Origin of the sequence: Nocardia aurea (genome assembly GCF_003123685.1) — a bacterium.
GTDB classification, from domain to species: Bacteria; Actinomycetota; Actinomycetes; order Mycobacteriales; family Mycobacteriaceae; genus Nocardia; species Nocardia aurea.
In genome coordinates this window covers 638,593-656,881 of record NZ_QCYJ01000084.1, presented here as the reverse complement: position 1 = coordinate 656,881, position 18,289 = coordinate 638,593, and the positions used below count along the sequence as shown (strand labels likewise).

The 18,289-nt window shown below is 67.9% G+C and carries 18 protein-coding genes; 5 read left to right on the top strand and 13 right to left on the bottom strand.

Going from position 1 to position 18,289, the window contains the following annotated elements:
- The first annotated feature begins 18 nt into the window (after window positions 1-18).
- Together mycP and DAT37_RS15940 are read left to right on the top strand one after the other, a co-directional pair.
- Window positions 19-1,422: a type VII secretion-associated serine protease mycosin gene (gene mycP / locus DAT37_RS15945; RefSeq protein WP_232839769.1), complete on the top strand. Its 1,404-nt coding sequence runs from the start codon at window positions 19-21 to the stop codon at window positions 1,420-1,422.
- Between the two features lie 115 nt (window positions 1,423-1,537).
- Window positions 1,538-2,296: a potassium channel family protein gene (locus DAT37_RS15940; RefSeq protein WP_109525468.1), complete on the top strand. Its 759-nt coding sequence runs from the start codon at window positions 1,538-1,540 to the stop codon at window positions 2,294-2,296.
- Between the two features lie 5 nt (window positions 2,297-2,301).
- On the opposite strand, the gene eccB is transcribed toward DAT37_RS15940, so the two are convergent.
- Entirely contained in the window at window positions 2,302-3,792 is a 1,491-nt protein-coding gene (gene eccB / locus DAT37_RS15935; RefSeq protein ID WP_109525467.1) for a type VII secretion protein EccB, read from the bottom strand.
- Between the two features lie 112 nt (window positions 3,793-3,904).
- Between eccB and eccE the strand changes: the two genes are divergently transcribed.
- The gene (eccE, locus tag DAT37_RS15930; protein ID WP_109525466.1) at window positions 3,905-5,548 is read left to right on the top strand and encodes a type VII secretion protein EccE; all 1,644 of its coding nucleotides are present in this window, start codon (window positions 3,905-3,907) and stop codon (window positions 5,546-5,548) included.
- 27 nt (window positions 5,549-5,575) lie between these two features.
- Here eccE and DAT37_RS15925 read toward each other — a convergent pair whose 3' ends face one another.
- From DAT37_RS15925 to DAT37_RS15915, 3 genes are all read right to left on the bottom strand, one after another.
- Window positions 5,576-6,136: an NADPH-dependent FMN reductase gene (locus DAT37_RS15925; protein ID WP_109525465.1), complete on the bottom strand. Its 561-nt coding sequence runs from the start codon at window positions 6,134-6,136 to the stop codon at window positions 5,576-5,578.
- 157 nt (window positions 6,137-6,293) lie between these two features.
- Window positions 6,294-7,346, bottom strand: a complete 1,053-nt coding sequence (locus DAT37_RS15920; protein WP_109525464.1) for an NAD-dependent epimerase/dehydratase family protein — start codon at window positions 7,344-7,346, stop codon at window positions 6,294-6,296.
- 63 nt (window positions 7,347-7,409) lie between these two features.
- Window positions 7,410-8,219: an S-methyl-5'-thioadenosine phosphorylase gene (locus tag DAT37_RS15915; RefSeq protein WP_109525667.1), complete on the bottom strand. Its 810-nt coding sequence runs from the start codon at window positions 8,217-8,219 to the stop codon at window positions 7,410-7,412.
- A 189-nt stretch (window positions 8,220-8,408) separates the two neighbouring features.
- On the opposite strand from DAT37_RS15915, the gene DAT37_RS15910 reads away from it, so the two are divergent.
- The gene (locus DAT37_RS15910) at window positions 8,409-8,747 is read left to right on the top strand and encodes a metal-sensitive transcriptional regulator (protein WP_109525463.1); all 339 of its coding nucleotides are present in this window, start codon (window positions 8,409-8,411) and stop codon (window positions 8,745-8,747) included.
- A gap of 147 nt (window positions 8,748-8,894) precedes the next feature.
- Here the strand turns inward: DAT37_RS15910 and DAT37_RS15905 are convergent, their stop codons facing one another.
- The 9 genes from DAT37_RS15905 to infA form a co-directional block, all read right to left on the bottom strand.
- A complete protein-coding gene (locus DAT37_RS15905) occupies window positions 8,895-9,731 on the bottom strand; it encodes an LLM class F420-dependent oxidoreductase (RefSeq protein WP_109525462.1) in 837 nt (278 codons plus the stop codon).
- Window positions 9,732-9,779: 48 nt separating this feature from the next.
- Window positions 9,780-10,592 (bottom strand): tRNA pseudouridine(38-40) synthase TruA, encoded by an 813-nt coding sequence (truA, locus tag DAT37_RS15900; RefSeq protein ID WP_332873333.1) that lies wholly within the window; start codon window positions 10,590-10,592, stop codon window positions 9,780-9,782.
- 249 nt (window positions 10,593-10,841) lie between these two features.
- On the bottom strand, window positions 10,842-11,363 hold the full coding sequence (rplQ, locus tag DAT37_RS15895; protein ID WP_109525461.1) for a 50S ribosomal protein L17: 522 nt from the start codon (window positions 11,361-11,363) through the stop codon (window positions 10,842-10,844).
- Between the two features lie 49 nt (window positions 11,364-11,412).
- A complete protein-coding gene (locus DAT37_RS15890; protein WP_109525665.1) occupies window positions 11,413-12,471 on the bottom strand; it encodes a DNA-directed RNA polymerase subunit alpha in 1,059 nt (352 codons plus the stop codon).
- Between the two features lie 103 nt (window positions 12,472-12,574).
- A complete protein-coding gene (gene rpsD / locus DAT37_RS15885) occupies window positions 12,575-13,180 on the bottom strand; it encodes a 30S ribosomal protein S4 (RefSeq protein ID WP_109525460.1) in 606 nt (201 codons plus the stop codon).
- A gap of 20 nt (window positions 13,181-13,200) precedes the next feature.
- Window positions 13,201-13,614: a 30S ribosomal protein S11 gene (gene rpsK / locus DAT37_RS15880; protein WP_014349147.1), complete on the bottom strand. Its 414-nt coding sequence runs from the start codon at window positions 13,612-13,614 to the stop codon at window positions 13,201-13,203.
- Window positions 13,615-13,623: 9 nt separating this feature from the next.
- Window positions 13,624-13,995 (bottom strand): 30S ribosomal protein S13, encoded by a 372-nt coding sequence (rpsM, locus tag DAT37_RS15875; RefSeq protein ID WP_109525459.1) that lies wholly within the window; start codon window positions 13,993-13,995, stop codon window positions 13,624-13,626.
- A 212-nt stretch (window positions 13,996-14,207) separates the two neighbouring features.
- Complete coding sequence (gene rpmJ, locus DAT37_RS15870; RefSeq protein ID WP_011207363.1) at window positions 14,208-14,321, bottom strand: 50S ribosomal protein L36; 114 nt, start codon at window positions 14,319-14,321, stop codon at window positions 14,208-14,210.
- Between the two features lie 118 nt (window positions 14,322-14,439).
- Entirely contained in the window at window positions 14,440-14,661 is a 222-nt protein-coding gene (infA, locus tag DAT37_RS15865) for a translation initiation factor IF-1 (RefSeq protein WP_003418601.1), read from the bottom strand.
- 474 nt (window positions 14,662-15,135) lie between these two features.
- Between infA and DAT37_RS45490 the strand changes: the two genes are divergently transcribed.
- On the top strand, window positions 15,136-18,222 hold the full coding sequence (locus DAT37_RS45490; RefSeq protein ID WP_232839768.1) for a MinD/ParA family ATP-binding protein: 3,087 nt from the start codon (window positions 15,136-15,138) through the stop codon (window positions 18,220-18,222).
- Window positions 18,223-18,289 lie beyond the last annotated feature (67 nt).

Sequence of the window (18,289 nt, the reverse complement as noted above, 5' to 3'; positions counted from 1 at the left end):
GATGAGCGAGGCGCTGTCGTGAAGGTGCCCCTGCGAATCGTCGCGGTCGCTGTCACGCTCGGTCTGAGCGCGTCGCTCGGGCTCGGCGCCGGGCACGGTGTCGCGCACGCCGAGCGCCCGCCCGCGGTGGATCCGGCGGCACGCCCGTCCGGCGATCCCGCCGTGCCGCCCGAGAAGACCGAACGGCCGGCGAATTCCAATTGCGCGGATATCGTCACCGGCGGAAGCGGTTCGACGATCCCCACCGCGCAACGCTCACTGGATCTGGAGCGTGCCTGGAAGTTCTCCCAGGGCGAGGGCCAGGTCGTCGCGGTGATCGACACCGGCGTGGCACGACACCCGCGACTGCCCGACCTGGACGCGGCCGGTGACTACGTCGCCCAGGTCGGTGACGGCACCGAGGACTGCGACGGTCACGGCACCTTCGTCGCCGGACTGATCGCCGCGTCCAGGATCGACGGCCAGGGTTTCGCCGGCGTCGCTCCTTCGGCGCGGATCATGACCATCCGCCAGACCAGCAAGATGTATCAGAAGGAAGGCGCGAGCCGGAACAAGTCGCCCGAGGACCTGCCCGAGGGCTACGGAAATCTGGGCACCATGGCTTCGGCCATCGTGCGGGCGGTCGACCGGGGCGCCACCGTGATCAACATCTCCGAGGTCTGGTGCGGCTCGGAGAACAACGTCGACGGAAAAATCGGCGCGGCACTGCAATACGCCGTCGAGAAGGACGTCGTCGTCGTGGCGGCGGCGGGCAACACGGATACGTGCAAAACCGAGAACACGGTGTTCGATCCGCTCGACCCGACGGCGGACCCGTGGAGCAAGACCACCATGAACGTCGTCCCGGCGCGTTGGGACGACTACGTCCTGTCCGTCGGCTCGATCGACGCGAACGGGGCGCCGTCGAAATTCACCGTGCCCGGTCCGTGGCTCAGCGTGGCCGCCCCCGGCGAGAACATGGTCTCACTCGATCCGCGCGGGAGCAGTACCGCCGTCGGCGCGCTCAACCAGCGCGGTGAGCAGGGACCGATCTCGGGAACCAGTTTCGCGACCCCGATCGTGTCCGGCGTGGTGGCGCTGGTCCGCGCGCGTTTCCCTGAACTCAGCGCCCGCGAGGTGATGAGGCGGATCCAGGCCACGGCACACGCGCCCGCCGAGGGATGGAACAAATACATCGGCTACGGGGCGGTCGACCCGATCGCCGCGCTGACCGACGAGGTGACGGGACCGCTCCCGCCCAAGACCCCGACTCCCCCCAAGAGCAGGCAACTGGCGGTACCCGCCGCGCCGCCGCCCCCCGACAATCGGGCGCGCGATGTCGCGCTCATCGGCACCGGGATCATCGCGGGCACACTGCTTCTGGGCTACCTGGCGTCCTTCCCGATCCGGCGGCGCTTCGGGGTCCGTGGCGACGACATGTGACCACGTCATGTGACGGCGGCGCGGCCGGGCTGCCGCCGCGCGTCGGCAACCGGTAGCCTCAGCGGACCGACCTGCGGTGATGCCGATATCGCAGCCGAAACGACACAGGTAAACCATGGCCGAAACACCGCCCGCGCTCACCCGTCGAGAAATCTGGGAACGGACGACCGGCATCCCCATGATGGTCCTGGCCATCGTGTTCCTCGGCGTCTACGCCTGGCAGGTACTCGATACCGGGGCCTCACCCCGGCTGGACGCCTGGCTCACCCGGGTCGACTTCGCGATCTGGGCGGCATTCGCGCTGGACTTCGCGGTGCGCCTGTGGCTGTCGGGGAACAGGTGGAGATTCCTGCGCACCCATCCGGTCGATCTGCTGATCGTGGTGCTGCCGCCGTTCCGTCCGCTGCGGCTGTTGCGGGCGGCCATGCTCGTGATCGGCACTCTGAACCGCAACACCACGACCAGAGCCAGGCTGGCGGTGTTCGTCGGTGTGAGTTCGGTGCTCGTGCTGTTGCTGTGCAGCCTGGCGTTCTTCGACGCCGAATACGGCGCCTCAGACAGCAAGATCCACAATTTCGGTGACGCGCTGTGGTGGTCGATGGTGTCGGTGACCACGGTCGGCTACGGCGATGTGTACCCGGTGACGACCGAAGGCCGTTTGATCTCGCTGATCCTGATGACCTTCGGCATCGGCCTGATCAGTTTCGCGATCGGCACCACCACCAGCTGGGTGATGGACCAGCTGAAGAACGTCGAAGCCAATGTCGAGAGCACCGATCGCGAGATCACCGTTCTCGTCACCGAGATCAGGGCGCTGCGCGACGAGGTCGCCGCGCTGCGCACCGCGCGGGATTCGGTCGCGGCGGCCGAGTGACGACCCTAGTTGCTGGATTTACCGACGGTCTGTTTCGCCGGTGACGCGTCGGGAGACACCCCGTCGTGGGCGACCATCGCCTCTTCACGTCCCAGGGTCGGCCCCGATGCCAGCAGACCGACGATCGGCCACGGCGCGGGTTCCGGCTTCACACCGGATCCGGTGTCGAGTCCCAGCGCCTTCTGCGAATCCTCGTTCTTGATGCCGTAGCGAACGCCGGTGTCGGCGATGTAGAACATGCTGTCCTTGCGACGGCTGTCCGGCTCGATGCCGGTGGTCTGCACGAAGGCCCCGGTGCCCGGCGGGATGTACACCGAATCGGCGTTCGGTCCCGAACCGTCGGACTGGGCAAGCGGCACCAGTTTCGCGCTGTCCGGAATCGGCAGGGTCACACCGGTGATCACCGAAAGTTCGGCCCACCTGCCGCCGTCCTTGTTGTCGGCCGCCGCGGGAATCGGCTTCCAGGACATGCAGCTGACCGGCTGGTCCTTCACCTCGACGATGCTGGGCGCGCGCTTGGGATAGTCCTCGACCTTGAGCGCGTGCGACACATCGGCATTGGTGCGATCCGACTGGCTGATACGCGGGTCGTCGGACAGCGTGGGATTGGAATTGCGGATGATGTCGGCGGTCAGCTTCGACACTTCCTGGAATCCGTCGCCGAGCACGACGTAGTACTTGTCCGGTTCCGACGGCACCTGGACCACGTCGGCGATGCGGTGATTGTTGGCCTGGTAGGTCACCGTGCCGCCGGGATTGTCGATCTTCGGCGAGATGATCGGCAGCACTTCGGGAACGGTGTTGATGAACCCCTCGGCGACCGGGCGCGGGGTGGCTCCGGTGATGCCGAGCGCGTCGGTGACCGCGCGGACGTTCATGTCCACGCGCGCCCGCTTACCGTCGAATACCAGGTAGACGGTGTCCTTGGCCTTGACGAGCAGAGCCTGGTCCGCGCCGAGGACGGAGGCCTTGTCGCCCAGTTGCGGGTCTCCCGCGAGCACCGAGGTGGTGAGATCCTTGCTGCCGTCGACCTTCAGCACGTCGCAGACCGTCCAGGCCCGGCCGCTGCCGTCCTTGTCGTAGCGCAGGGCAGCGGGCGCGCCCGGAATGCCGATCAGCTGGCCGCGTGGTTTCTTGCCGAGTTCGGATTCCTTGACGATGACGGCTTTTCCGGATTCACCCGAGGCCAGGCGGGCCGAGGCGAGGTTCAGCGCCGGATGCACCACGTCGTCGATGACCACGTAGACGCCACCGGATTCCTTGCCGATCAGCAGGGTGTTGGAACCGATCTTGTCCTGGGGGCGAAGCAGCGCGAGAATGCCGCAACCGGCCAGCACGACGAGCCCGAGCACCAATCCCACCGCGTACGCGCGAGTCTGCGATCGCATCGGATCGTGCAGCATGCGAACGTCCCTGCGGACCAGGGCGTGTTCCATCCGGCGGACCAGGAAGCGATAGCCGCTGACCTGCCAGCGCGTAGTAGGTTTGGACGGCATCTTCTCTCCCCCGGACAGTGCTCACCTTCGCCGAACACAGTACAGTTCGCGGGGACTGTTGTTCAGCTCGGCCGGTAGGAAGCGGTCGATATCGGGTACTTGGGGGACGATCATGGCCGAAGCAGCCGGAGCAGGGCCGCGCCCGCTCCTTGGTCGCATCTCACTACAGAATCTGCTGGTAGCACAGGTGATCGGACTTTGCGCCGGTCTTGTCGCGCTGCTGGCCGGACTCGACAAGTGGCCCGCCCTCGGCGTCGCGATCGCCCTCACGCTGATCCCGCTGATCCCGATAGCCAAACGCACCGTGCTGGATTGGATCGCCACCTGGTGGCGCTATCTGAGCAAGCGCGACTACGAGATCGGCGACACCGTCGATTTCCGCGGGCCCGACGACCGCTCACTCGGCCTGTACTGGGACGGCAGCCGCGTCGTCACCGTCGTCGAGGTGCTGCCGCCGCGCGGCGGTCTCACCAGGATCTCCAGCAGCACCGTGCACGCGTCGCATCTGCTTCCGCTGCCCGAACTCGCGAAATGCCTGAACCAGCACGACATTCTGCTCAGCGGTATCGACATCATCAGTCACGGACACCGCAGCCGATCCGGCACGCCCGCGGGCACGATCTACGAATCCCTGCTCGGTCCGCTGCCCGCCACCGCCCATCGCGCGGTCTGGCTGGCCATCAGCTTCGACACCATCGCCTGCCCGGAAGCAGCGGCCCGGCGCGGCGGTGGCAGCGAAGGCGCCTCGCGCGCGGTCACGATTGCGACGCAGCGGATCATGCGGGCGTTGGAAGACGCCGATTGCAGCGCGCGCATCCTGACCGCTCCCGAAATCCGCAAGGCCGTCCTCCAGATCACCGCGGGCTACGACCCGCGCGCGCTGACCCACCGCTGGCGCTACGCCGAGATCGGCAACGCGGTCAATATCGGCAGCGCCGTCGATCCCAAACGGCTCGGTTCCGATCTGCTCGCCCAATTGTGGGTCGCGCCGTCGCGCGGCACGACCGTCGCGGTACGACTACGGCCGGGCAACTCCGCCGACTCGGTGAGTATCGGCGCCGCGTGGCGTCTCACCGCCAGGGAACTGCCCGACCGCGGCAAACTCGCGGGCATGGTCTCGATGGCGGGGCGGCATCGCGACGGGCTGCTCGCCCACCTGCCGCTGGCGGCCCCCGGTGTCGACGACACCGTGCCGATGATCGAATATCCGATCGATGTGCTTTCCGCGCTGCATCTTCCGTCGTCGGGCTGCGGACAGCTGATCGGGTCGGACGAGGAGAATCAGGGTGTCGCGGTCCGAATCGTCGGCACCGGTATCTCCACCGTGTACGTCGCGGGCGAGCTGTATCTGGCCCAGCAGTTGGTCTTCCGCGCGCTCGCGGTCGGCGAACGAATCCTGATCCGCACCGATCGCGCGCGCGCCTGGGACAACCTGGTGCAGACCATCGGCAACCCGGAGCGGTTGACCATCGCGGTCGAAACCCACCAGTCCGACGCGGGTTTCACCGCGACGGTGGTGGACGGGGTGCTCGCGCCCGCGCCGCACGCGGGTGTCACGACCATCTACGTCACGGGCGATCCGATGGGCTGGCCCGCGACGCGTCCCGATCTGTCGATCCACCAGCCGGGAGCCATCGGCAACCACGTGGTGCTGCGCACCGGGACGGCGCAGGTCGATCTGACGCTGGTCTCCATCCCCCGCGAGGCCACCTATATCGGACAGCCGCGCGGTCGACGGGTCATGCAACACCAGTGATTTCCGCCGTCGCCCGAGCCGCACCGCTCAGCCGGGGTACGGGTCGGCGGCCCGCGCCGTTCGTAATGTGCTTGCCCACCAGGCCAATTGACGCAGCATACGAGCCGACGCGTCGACCGCCGCACCGTCTCGGGTCTCACCGGCGGCGTCGAAAGCGCGCTTGGCCTGGTGGAAACTGACCGTCTCGCGGACCGACACCATGTGGATCTCGGCCACCACCTGACGTAACTGCTCCACCGCGCGCAGCCCGCCCGACAGCCCGCCGTAGGACACGAATCCGATGGGCTTGGCACGCCATTCGTGTTTGGCGGTGTCGAACGCGGTCTTGAGCGAGGCCGGATATCCGTGGTTGTACTCCGAGGTGATCGCGACGAAGGCGTCCGCCGCCGCCAGTCTGGCCCGAAAAGCTTCGACCTGCGGTGACTCGGTGAGGTCCACCGGGAGTGGGGTGTCGATCAGGTCGATGACGCCGGTGTCGAAGGCGGAATCCGCACGCACGGTCCGCAGGAACCACTCGGCGACCACCGGGGCGAAACGTTCCGGTCGCACACTGGCGACGATGACTTCGAGCCGTAGCGGAGTGGTCATGTCGCGAGCCTAGCCCCGGGCTTCCACCGCGAGGCGATCATCCGCCGACGTCCGCGGGCCGACACCATTGCCGCCGGACGAACTCACCGCGCCGTCGGAGGGTCGGGCAAAGTCGAAAGGGCAGCGGAGAGTTTCGCCGGAAGCGCCCTGCCACGATTCAGGGTTCGACGGATTTCACGGCGGATGCGGCGAATTCGGCCAAACCGGGTACCGGGGCGATGGTCGCGGTGAAGTCGATGGCGCGTTTCGCGCGTTCGGGATCACCGACGAAATGCCGGATGTCGGCGAGGCGATATTGGCCCGTGACGACGGGGGCCTGGCCGCCGCAGGCCCGCGACATGGTCGAGGCGACCTGATAGAGGGTGACGGGGTGTCCGGAGGCGATATTCAGCGGGACGAATCCAGGCAGGGCGCGTTCCACGGCGGCGACGGTGGCGGCCGCGGCATCGTCGACATGCAGGAAATCCCTGACCTGGCCGCCGTCTTCGAACACGCGCGTAGCGCTGCCCGCCGCGAGCGCGTCGCGGAAGAGCGCGGGGATCCCGAAATGCGCTCCCGGACCGTAGATCTGGTGGTAGCGCAGGACCGTGACAGCGTTACCGGTGGCGAAACCCCAGGACAGCGCGTAGTTCTCCTGCGCGGCCTTACTCGCCGCGCAGAATCCGCGCGGACGCGACGGCGCGTCCTCACCGACGGGATCCCAGGTCAGCACCTCGCCGGTGCGCGGTGCGCGATGGTCGAACATTCCCCGGTCCAGGTCGGCGCGCAGCCGTACCCCGGGTGAGAACGAGCCGCCGTGCACCATGCGGTACCGGCCCTCGCCGTAGACGTCGACAGAGGATGCCAGCACCAGCCGCTTGACCCCGGCCCGGCTCATCGCCGCGAGCAGGACGGCGGTACCGAGGTCGTTGTGGGCCGCGAATTCGGCCGGGTTCAGCCCGGATTCGACGAGTCCGCCCGTCTCGGGCGGGCCCGTCATGCCGGTGACCCCCGCCAGATGACAGACCACGTCGACGCCGCGAGCGAGCGTTTCCACGGCCGCGGCGTCACGGATGTCGACGCGCGAGACACCGTCCGGCGGCGTCGCGTCCTTACCGTGCACGGCGGGATGCATCACATCGATCGCGACGACTTCGTGATCCGCCGCCGCCAGGGCGCGCCGCACGTGCGATCCGAGAAATCCGGCCGCACCGGTCACCAGCACTTTCATATCACTATCCCTGTTCGGCTACCGCATCGAATTCGCGGCGAGCGAACCCGCCGGACTCGTCTCTCACGGTAATTCGAACGGCAGTGATACTCCCGCATGAACACGGCAGCGGTCGCAGGTGTCGGTCCCGGTCACCGCGGAGACCGAACGGCGAATCAGTTCCTTGAACGGCCCGAGGTTCCGTTTGAACTCGGCGAACACGTCGACCGCGTGCACACCCGAACCCTCTTCGAGTCCCGCGTCCAGATCGGTCACCAGAGCGACGGCGGCGTAGCACATCTCCAGTTCACGGGCGAGGACGGCTTCCGGATGCCCGGTCATGTTCACCAGATCCCAGCCCTGCCCGGCGAACCAGCGACTCTCGGCGCGGGTCGAGAAACGCGGCCCCTGCACGACGACCATCGTGCCGCCCGCTTTCAGCGGCAGCTGCTCGATCTCGGATTTGATCGCCGCGGAACGCAGTTCGTCGCAGTACGGATCGGCGAAGGACACGTGCACGCCGCCACCGTCGAAATAGGTCTGCGGACGGCCCGAGGTCCGGTCGACGAGTTGATCGGGCACACCCACGGTGCCCGGCCCCCAGTCGGCGCGCAGACTGCCGACCGCGCACGGCGCGAAGATCCGCCGCACCCCGAGCGAGCGCAGCGCCCACATATTGGCCAGGTAGGGCAGGGTATGCGGCGCGTATTCGTGCTGCCTGCCGTGGCGCGGCAGGAATGCCACCGCCCTGCCCTCGACCTCGCCGATCGCGATGGGCGCGCTCGGCGTGCCGTACGGGGTGTCGACGTCGACATCGGTCGCGTCGTCGTCGAAGAAGTCGTAGAAGCCACTGCCGCCGATGACGGCGATCGCGGGCCGGGGAAGCGAACTCATGACTGCGTATTCTCCCGATCGCCGAACCGGCCGACGAAACCGGTACCCGATCCGCGCACCCGCCACCCCGGTGACGACCTCGATCACGCGATGATGGGACGCGCCCACCTGACAACCCGTTCGAACAAATGTACCCTAGGGGGGTATCAACTATCGGCGATACCCGGCAGGCAGCGAGGAGAGATTTCGGTGACATCCCCCGAGACGAGCACCACCCAGGATCAGCCCTGCCACGACGAGCACGCGCCGCACGGCTACATCACCGCCAAAGACGACTACCTCAAGCGCCTGCGCCGCATCGAGGGCCAGGCGCGGGGCCTGCAACGGATGGTCGAGGAAGAGAAGTACTGCATCGACATCCTCACCCAGGTCTCCGCCATGACCAAGGCGTTGCAGGCGGTGGCGATGGGGCTGCTCGAAGACCACATCAGTCATTGCGTGGTGGACGCGGCGGTCGCGGGCGGCCCGGAAGCCGAGGCGAAGATCAAAGAGGCCACCGACGCCATCGCCCGGCTGGTGCGCTCCTGAGCGGTGGCCGTCGCAGACAGCCGCCCGCGACGGCCGAGACGATTTCGATCGACAGTCGAGGTGGTCGGTGGTCACGCGGATCGATGAGTCCCGCGCTCATGGCGCGGGACTCATCCCGAAGCTACCGACCGACCCTAGGAAACCGCGTCAGCGCCCCAACGGCAGGATCGCCGCCAAGGTCCGCAGCGCGTCGAGGTAATCCTCGTTCAACGCCTGGATCGCGACGTGATCGGCGCCCGCGTCCAGATGCGCCAGGAGCCCGGCGGCGACCTCGGCGGGTTTGCCGTGCACCGCGAGCACGTCGATCAGGTGATCGCTGCCCGGTTTGGCCACGTCTTCCTCGGAGAATCCGAGACGACGCAGGTTGCTGACGTAGTTCACCAGCCCCAGGTACATCGGCACCATCTTCCTGGCCACCGCGCGCGCCCGCTCCGCGTCCTCGTCGAGGACCACTTTCTGTTCGGCGACGAGCAGCGGATCCGCGCCGAGCGTCTCGCGGGCGATCCTGGTGTGCTCGGGCGGGGCGAGATAGGGCAGCGCGCCCGCGGTCCGGTCGCGCGCCAGCCGCAGCACGCGCGGACCGAGCGCGGCCAGCGCCCTGCCCTCCTTCGGCACCCCGGCCGCGTCGAGTTCGTCCAGGTAGGCCACGAGCGCGTCGTAGGGTTTCACGGCTTCGGTTCCGTCGGACTCCGGGTGACCGACACCGATACCGAGCAGGAAACGTCCGGGAAAGCGCTGCTCGATCCGGTGATAGGACTCAGCGACGGCATCGGCCCGTACCGCCCAGATATTCACGATGCTGGTACCGATGGTCAGCGATTCGGTCGCCTCCAGCAGCGATTCGACCACCGGCAGATCCGCCGGAGGCGAACCACCGAGCCACAACGCGCCGAACCCCAGTTCTTCGAGCTCCCGCGCCGCCTGCGGGGTGAAATTCCGGTAGTACCGCCACACGCCGAACTTCCCGAGATCAACTTTGGTCATGCCGGAGGCAACCCGGGCCCGTGCCTCATCTATTCCGGCGGCGGCCGATCAGCTACCGCAGCATCCCGCGTCGCCGGTGGGGACCGTTCGCATTTCCCGCGTCTCGGCATTGCGGGCCGCGAGGTCGGCGTCGGCCGGGTAGTCGACGGCGATCAGGCTGAGCCCGTGCGCGGGGGCTACGGTGACCGAACTGGAGCGCTCGGTCTCCTTCAACAGTGCGCCGACCCACTCCGGGGTGCGTCGTCCCTCCCCCGCCGCGAGCACCGCGCCGACGAGACTGCGGACCATCGACCAGCAGAAAGCGTCCGCGCTGACCCTGGCAATCAGCAGATCACCGTCGCGCTCCCAGTCGAAACGCTGTAATTCGCGCACGGTGGTCGCGCCCTCGCGCCTGCGGCAGAAGGCGGCGAAATTGTGCAGGCCCAGAAGTTTCTCCGACGCCGCGCGCATGGCCGCGAGATCGACGGTGCTCCGACACGGGACGACCCCGCGCGCCGACAGCGGGTCGGCGCCGTAGGGGGCCGTGGTGAGGCGGTAGGCGTAATGCCTGCGAACGGCGGAGAAGCGGGCGTCGAATTCGGGCGGGGCGACGCGCGCGTTCTTGATACGCACATCCCTCGGCAGGAATTTGGCCATCCGGTGCACGAGGGCGGGGCCGTCGAAGGTCGCGGCGGTATCGAAATGGGCGACCTGACCTTCGGCGTGGACCCCGGCGTCGGTGCGGCCCGCGACCGTGAGCTGGACCGGCTCGCGGTACACCTTGCTCAGCGACTCCTCCAGCACGCCCTGCACGGTGCGCAACCCCGGCTGTTTGGCCCAGCCGATGAAATCCGTTCCGTCGTAGGCGATATCGAGCCGGATTCGGGAGACCGCGGGTTCGGGCGCCGCGACGGTCTCCGCATCGACCGCCGTTCTCACCGAATCCGACGTATCGGTCGGAACCATCGAATCCTCCACGCTGTCGGCTCGTCCGTCGACGAGAGTCGTTTCGTACGAACACAAGGCCGGAAAGAGAGCGAGCCCGCCGACCCGAAACGGGTGGCGGGCTCGTTCTGGAACTCCGACCGAGGTCGGGCGTCCGGATCATCCCCGCTTGCGCGAGGAACGATCTCAGGCGTCCTTCTTGTCCTCGGTGGCCTCGTCGGCAGCCGGGGCCTCGACCTCGGCGGTCTCGGCGACGACCTCGTCGGCGGCAGTCTCCTCGGCAGCCGGGGCGGCCTCGGTCTTCTGCGACGCGGCAACGCGACGGGCGCGGTCGGCCTCGTTGGTCACGGTCTTCTCCCGGACCAGCTCGATGACCGCCATCGGCGCGTTGTCACCCTTGCGGGGCAGCGTCTTGGTGATGCGGGTGTAGCCGCCCTCACGACCCTCGAACGAGGGGCCGATCGAGGCGAAGAGCTCGTGCACCACATCTTTGTTGCGGATGACCTTGAGCACCTCGCGACGGTCGGCGAGAGTGCCGGCCTTCGCCTTGGTGACAAGCTTCTCGGCGTAGGGGCGCAGCGCCTTGGCCTTGGACTCGGTGGTCTGGATCCGGCCGTGCTCGAAGAGCGCCGTCGCCAGATTGGCGAAGATCGCCTTCTGGTGCGACGCCGACCCGCCGAAGCGAGCACCCTTCTTGGGCTTGGGCATGAGTTGTTCTCCTTGTGTGAGGCCGAACCGGGGCGCCTACCCCAGTGGCCTAAAGCTGTTCGGTCTCGGCGTAGTCCTGCTCGCCGCCGTCGGTGTCGGTGAACGTGCCGCTGTCGCTCCACGTTCCGGTGCTCGCGTCGTAACCCACCACGGAGGACGGGTCGAACGACGCCGGGCTGTCCTTGAGCGAGAGGCCGAGCGCGTGCAGCTTGACCTTGACCTCGTCGATGGACTTCTGGCCGAAGTTACGGATGTCGAGCAGATCCGACTCGGTGCGGGCGACGAGCTCGCCCACCGTGTGCACACCCTCGCGCTTGAGGCAGTTGTAGGAACGGACGGTGAGGTCCAGATCCTCGATCGGCAGACCGAACGAGGCGATGTGATCCGCCTCGGCCGGCGAGGGGCCGATCTCGATACCTTCGGCTTCGACGTTCAGTTCGCGGGCCAGGCCGAAGAGTTCGACCAGGGTCTTGCCCGCCGAGGCGAGCGCGTCCCGCGCGCTGATGGAGTTCTTGGTCTCCACGTCGAGGATGAGACGGTCGAAGTCGGTGCGCTGCTCGACACGGGTGGCCTCGACCTTGTAGGTCACCTTGAGCACCGGGGAGTAGATCGAATCCACCGGAATCCGGCCGATTTCCGCGCCGGACGCCTTGTTCTGCACCGCCGGGACGTAACCGCGACCGCGCTCGACGACGAGCTCGATCTCCAGCTTGCCCTTGTCGTTCAGGGTGGCGATATGCATATCCGGGTTGTGCACGACGACACCCGCGGGCGGCACGATGTCACCGGCGGTGACGGTGCCCGGGCCCTGCTTGCGCACGTACATCGTGACCGGCTCGTCCTCTTCCGAGGACACGACCAGACCCTTGAGGTTCAGGATGATGTCGGTGACATCTTCCTTCACACCCGGGACGGTGGTGAACTCGTGCAGAACGCCGTCGATACGAATGCTCGTGACCGCGGCCCCCGGAATTGAGGACAGCAGGGTACGCCGGAGCGAGTTGCCGAGCGTGTAACCGAAGCCGGGCTCGAGGGGTTCGATGGTGAACTTCGAACGGTTCTCGGCGACGACCTCTTCGGTCAACGTCGGACGCTGGGAAATCAGCATGTGGATCATCCTCCTGTACGGGCGCCCACTATTTGACGCCCACGTTGTGGGATTTTCCCTCCCGCCACCGAGGTGGCGGGAGAGACAGCAGCGCGAAAGCCGTTTACTTCGAGTAGTACTCGACGATCAGCTGTTCCTGCAGCGGCACATCGATCTGGGCGCGCTCGGGGACCTGGTGCACCAGGATCCGCAGACGACCGGGGATCACCTGCAGCCAACCCGGAACCGGGCGGTCGCCGACGGTCTCGCGGGCCACCTGGAACGGCAGCGTGCCCAGCGACTTCTCCTTGACATCGATGATGTCGTACTGGGTCACCTGGAAGCTGGGGACGTTCACGCTGCGGTTGTTCACCGTGAAGTGACCGTGGCTGACCAGCTGACGCGCCTGACGACGGGTACGGGCCAGACCGGCGCGGTACACGACGTTGTCGAGACGGGTCTCGAGCAGACGGAGCAGGTTGTCACCGGTCTTGCCCTTGAGGCGGTTGGCCTCTTCGTAGTACCGGCGGAACTGCTTCTCCATGACGCCGTAGGAGAAGCGGGCCTTCTGCTTCTCCTGCAGCTGGAGCAGGTACTCGCTCTCCTTGATCCGCGCGCGGCCGTGCTGGCCGGGCGGGTAGGGGCGACGCTCGAACGCCTGGTCGCCTCCGACGAGGTCGACACGCAGACGACGCGATTTGCGGGTGATGGGGCCTGTATAACGAGCCATTTTTCGCTATTCCTTTCCCGCTAGACGCGACGCCGCTTGGGCGGACGGCAGCCGTTGTGCGGCTGCGGGGTGACATCGGAGATCGTGCCCACCTCGAGGCCCGCGGCCTGCAGCGAACGGATCGCCGTCTCGCGACCCGAACCCGGGCCCTTCACGAAGACGTCGACCTTCTTGACACCGTTCTCCTGCGCCTTGCGGGCAGCGTTCTCGGCGGCGAGCTGCGCGGCGAACGGGGTCGACTTGCGCGAACCCTTGAAGCCGACGTGGCCCGACGACGCCCACGAGATGACGTTGCCGCTCGGGTCGGTGATCGACACGATCGTGTTGTTGAACGTGCTCTTGATATGCGCGTGGCCGTGCGGGACGTTCTTCTTTTCCCTGCGACGCGACTTCTGGGTCTTCTTGGGGCCGGAAGCCCTGCTCTTCGGAGGCATGCGCTATCCCTACTTCTTCTTGCCTGCGACGGTGCGCTTCGGGCCCTTGCGGGTGCGCGCATTGGTCTTGGTCCGCTGGCCGCGAACGGGCAGGCCACGACGGTGACGCAGACCCTGGTAGCAGCCGATCTCGATCTTGCGACGGATGTCGGCCTGAACCTCGCGGCGCAGGTCACCCTCGACCTTGAGAGACGAACGCTCGATGTAGTCACGCAGCTGCGTGACCTGCTCGTCGCTGAGGTCCTTGGAACGCAGATCCGGGCTGATGCCGGTGGCGTCCAGGATCTCCTTCGACCGGGTGCGGCCGATGCCGAAAATGTAGGTCAGCGCGATCTCCATGCGCTTTTCGCGCGGGAGATCTACGCCCATGAGACGTGCCATGGTGGCAGTTCCTTAATGTTGCGGAGGTCTGCTCCCTGTCCGTTCCCCTCGTCTTGGCGGGGCACCGGCCTCCGTACCGGTGGTTGGCTCGCACGCCTCGGGGTAAACCCGAATAACCGCAGCGTGCAGCTGGAGCTGGGAGTTCTTCTTGCCAATCCGAACCGCGTTCGGTGCTCGGCTAGGTGACCGGCCGGGGTTTCCCCCGGCGGGGATCAGCCCTGGCGCTGCTTGTGACGCAGGTTGTCGCAGATCACCATGACCCGACCGTGACGGCGGATCACCTTGCACTTCTCGCAGATCTTCTTGACGCTCGGCTGAACCTTCACGTCCGTCCAATCTTCTTGTGGTTCACACGGGTGTGAACACAGTTTTTCCCCAGCCGACGACTGGGGAAGTCTGTGGTGACGGACTCGCGCCCGTCGATTCGATCGCGCCGGAGCGCGGTCACTTGTACCGGTAGACGATCCGGCCGCGGGACAGGTCGTAGGGCGACAGCTCGACGACCACCCGGTCCTCGGGAAGGATACGAATGTAGTGCTGCCGCATCTTTCCGCTGATGTGCGCGAGAACTTTGTGTCCGTTCTCGAGCTCGATCCGGAACATCGCATTGGGCAGCGGCTCGACAACTCGACCCTCGACCTCGATGGCCCCGTCTTTCTTCGCCATGTCCTCCGCGATCCCGGTTCACCGAACGGCAGCGCCGTTCGAACCTGGTTTGATTGCCTGGGTTTCTGCTCGTATGGACCCGGCGGAATATCGAACCGGCGACACGCAAGCAGTCGGCGCATAGGTGCACCGCCGCTCCAGCCTACCGGGCCGGTCGTCATCCGGCAAAAACGCATGGCCGATGGACAGAGCCAACACCATACTCGCCGAGGCCGCCGAACGCTCGCGGACGGCGGATCCCTCTGCCCACATCGGGTGCGCACCGGTCGCGTAAACTGTCCTCGGTCGAGAACCGGTCGAGCAGATCCCAGGGGGATGTTCCGTGAGCCAGCGCAGTGACCGAGCCGCGCGCCCGACCCCCTCGGCCACGGTACGGCAATTCGCGGACGGGTACCTTGTGGACGAGAGCGCTGTACGGATCGCGGAGATCGCGGCCCCGTGTGCGGCCGGATCGAGCCTTCAGTGGGGTGGCGTGTGAGTCGGAACGACGACGGCCTGCCCATGCTGCCGCCGTGGCTGTCCGAGAGTGACGTCGCAGGCGGTTACGAAGCCCCTGTCCAGAATCTCCCACCCGACGAGGTGATCGACGACGCGCCGTCGCGGCGTAGACGCGGACGGTCGGCCGCCCCCGAGGGCGGACGCCAGGATCCGAATTCGACACCGGGCCGCAAGGACAAGAGGCGCAGACTGTTCGGCGGTCGCGACAAGGACGAGCGCCCGGAGATGCCCGAATCTCCCGCCGATGACGAGCCCGACGCACCCGCCGCGGGCGGCTCCTGGTCGCAGCAGCCGCCCGCCCAGCACGCCCCCGAATCGAGGCGGGCCGAGCAGGCACGCCACGTCGACCCACGCCATGAGCAGCAACGTCCGCCCGCGCCGTCGCAGCGTGGACCCGCCCCTACGGCGCCCGACCCGCGTCATGGTGGGCCGCCCACCGGTTACGACGCCCCGGATCCCTCCGGCGCCGCGCACTACGACGCCGGACTGCCCACGCGACTGCCGGGCACCCCGTCCACGGCTTTCCAGCCGCTCGGTACCAATCCGCCCGGGTCCGAGGAAGCGACGACCAGGTACCGGCGGCCACTGCCCGACGCGCCGGTCACACCACCGACGACGGAGCGCACCGGCGCGCCGGAAGGCGGCGAGCTGCCGTCGTCACCTGCCGCGATGCGGCGACCACCGTTGCCGGAGGCGCCGCCGAGCGCGCAGCGGCCCCCACTACCGGAACCGCCGTCTCCCCTGCCCGCACCGTTGTCCGACCCGCCGTCCCCGAACCGGCGGCCGCCGCTTCCCGAAGCACCGCCGAGCGCGCAGCGGCCGCCGCTGCCGGGACCGCCGCCCACGTCGTCATCGTTCTCCGCGCCGCCGCCCACACCCCCACCGACCTCGCCACTTCCCGGGGTTCCGACCGTCGATCAGCGCACGCCTGCCGACGATTCCGCGCCGACCGCCCAGCGGCCACCACTCGCAGATATGTCACCGGCGACCCGACCGCCGCTTCCCGGCACACCGCAAGCGGCCCAGCGGCCACCCCTCCCCGATCCGCCGACGGCCGAGGGACGACCGCCGCTTCCGAGTACACCGCCGACCGCCTCCGGCGACCAGCCGAGTTCCGGGGGTGGCGGCACCGAGACCCGTCCCGATACCGGCACGCCGAGTCGTCGCTCTCCCGTCCCCGACCGGGCTTCGAACGAACTCGACGGCCCGCCACCGTGGTTGGCCCCTCCCGGCGGCGACGCGCGCGAACTTCCCGAGGATGCCGCGCGATCGGCGGCGACGGGTTCATCGGCCGAGACTGCCGAGGCCGACGCGCGACCGGAATCCGAGGCACCGGCCTGGTTGCACCGGCCCGACGACACCGCCGCGAGCCGACCTGAACAGTCGCCGCCGAGCGAAGGACTCGCACCGACGCACGGCGACGCGGATCACTACCGTAGGTCCGCTGACCAGCAGCGCTCCGGTACCCCGCCCGATCGCCCCGCCACACCGGTACCGGATATTCCGGTCGCCGGTGGCGACAACCGAGGCGCCCGGGAGGGTTTCGCCCCGGGTGGACCGACATGGTCGACCGGTTCCGGTGTCGCCCAGAGTCCACCCGGCCCCGCTGGCTACCCCGCGCCGATACCGCAGCAGCCCCCGGGCGGCGGATGGGTCGATTCGCCCGCGGGCGAATCGATTCCTCCTGGTCGCCACCGCCTTTCGAATCCGGAAGGCGGCGTAGGCAGCGCACCCGATCACCGCGCGCCGGTCAGCGATCAGCCCTCCCCGGGCGTCGTCGGCCGTGACCCGAACGTCTTCGCGCAACCTCCCGCAGATCCTCGGGCACCGGGCTGGCAGCAGCCCATACCGCAACCCCCGGTCGGTATGCCGTACGGGCCTCCGCCCGGTCAGCCGAACCCAGCGGCCGCGCCGCCGAACGCGTACATCCCCGTCGACGGTCGCCCCGGCGAGCCCATGTACCCGCCCGCGGCATACCCGCCCGCGGCACCGCCTCCCGGCCCCGGGGGGCGATTCCCCCAGGGTGACGCGCCGATGCCGCAGCAACCACCGGCCGCGAACGCGCCGCAGTGGAACACGGGGGCCGCGGCGGCGAGCTGGGGTCAGGGCCAACCCGCGACAGGCCCGCACGGCCAGGGCCAACCATCCCTCGACGATGTGCCGCTACGGCGGGCAAAGCGCTCGCCGGCCGGCGGATGGCGCAAAGCCGTGCACCACGTGTCGGGCGGAGCTATCAATCCGGGCATGTCGGCCGAGGAGATGCGGCTCCAGGAGTTGGTGGCTCGGATCAGGCAACCGGTCCGCGGTGACTACCGCATCGCGGTGCTGTCACTGAAGGGCGGCGTCGGCAAGACCACAACCACGATGGGTCTCGGCTCGATCTTCGCCTCGATCCGCGGCGACCGTGTGATCGCGGTGGACGCCAATCCCGACTTCGGCACGCTCTCCCAGCGGGTCCCACTCCAAACCCGGTCCACGGTGCGCGATCTGCTGCTCGATCCGTCGATCGAGCGGTACTCCGACGTGCGCAGACACACCTCACAGGCGACGAGTCGGCTGGAAGTGCTGGCCAGTGAACGTGATCCGGCGGCCTCGGAGTCCTTCAACGACGAGGAATACCGCGCGGTCGCCCGAATCCTGCAACGCTTCTACAACATCATCCTGACCGACTGCGGTACCGGCCTGATGCATTCGGCCATGACGGGTGTGCTCGATCTCGCGCATTCGCTGGTGCTGGTCTCGTCCGCGGCGATCGACGGTGCGCGCAGCGCCGCGGCGACTCTGGACTGGCTGTCTCTGCACGGCCACGATCACCTGGTGCGCAATGCCGTCGTAGTGATCAACCTACCGCGCGAGGGGTCGCCGAATGTCGGCGTGCAGCAGTTGCGTGAATACTTCCTGGCGCGCTGTCGCGCCGTCCACATCATCCCGTACGACCAGCACCTTTCCGAGGGCGCCGAAATCGATCTACATCGGCTCAGCAAACAGGCCAAGCGAGCCTACGTGGAGTTGTCGGCAACAGTCGCCGACGAGTTCGGGGTGAATCACCGCCGGTATCACTGACGGCGGGCGCAGACGGCCGGGGACATGGGAACCCGGCCGCCCGACTCACCGTCGTGCACGCCGCGGC

Coding starts and splice junctions, on each gene's coding strand:
- DAT37_RS15940 (WP_109525468.1), top strand. CDS start 1,538: ATGGCCGAAACACCGCCCGCGCTCACCCGTCGAGAAATCTGGGAACGG.
- eccB (WP_109525467.1), bottom strand. CDS start 3,792: ATGCCGTCCAAACCTACTACGCGCTGGCAGGTCAGCGGCTATCGCTTC.
- eccE (WP_109525466.1), top strand. CDS start 3,905: ATGGCCGAAGCAGCCGGAGCAGGGCCGCGCCCGCTCCTTGGTCGCATC.
- DAT37_RS15925 (WP_109525465.1), bottom strand. CDS start 6,136: ATGACCACTCCGCTACGGCTCGAAGTCATCGTCGCCAGTGTGCGACCG.
- DAT37_RS15920 (WP_109525464.1), bottom strand. CDS start 7,346: ATGAAAGTGCTGGTGACCGGTGCGGCCGGATTTCTCGGATCGCACGTG.
- DAT37_RS15915 (WP_109525667.1), bottom strand. CDS start 8,219: ATGAGTTCGCTTCCCCGGCCCGCGATCGCCGTCATCGGCGGCAGTGGC.
- DAT37_RS15905 (WP_109525462.1), bottom strand. CDS start 9,731: ATGACCAAAGTTGATCTCGGGAAGTTCGGCGTGTGGCGGTACTACCGG.
- rplQ (WP_109525461.1), bottom strand. CDS start 11,363: ATGCCCAAGCCCAAGAAGGGTGCTCGCTTCGGCGGGTCGGCGTCGCAC.
- DAT37_RS15890 (WP_109525665.1), bottom strand. CDS start 12,471: ATGCTGATTTCCCAGCGTCCGACGTTGACCGAAGAGGTCGTCGCCGAG.
- rpsD (WP_109525460.1), bottom strand. CDS start 13,180: ATGGCTCGTTATACAGGCCCCATCACCCGCAAATCGCGTCGTCTGCGT.
- rpsK (WP_014349147.1), bottom strand. CDS start 13,614: ATGCCTCCGAAGAGCAGGGCTTCCGGCCCCAAGAAGACCCAGAAGTCG.
- rpsM (WP_109525459.1), bottom strand. CDS start 13,995: ATGGCACGTCTCATGGGCGTAGATCTCCCGCGCGAAAAGCGCATGGAG.
- infA (WP_003418601.1), bottom strand. CDS start 14,661: ATGGCGAAGAAAGACGGGGCCATCGAGGTCGAGGGTCGAGTTGTCGAG.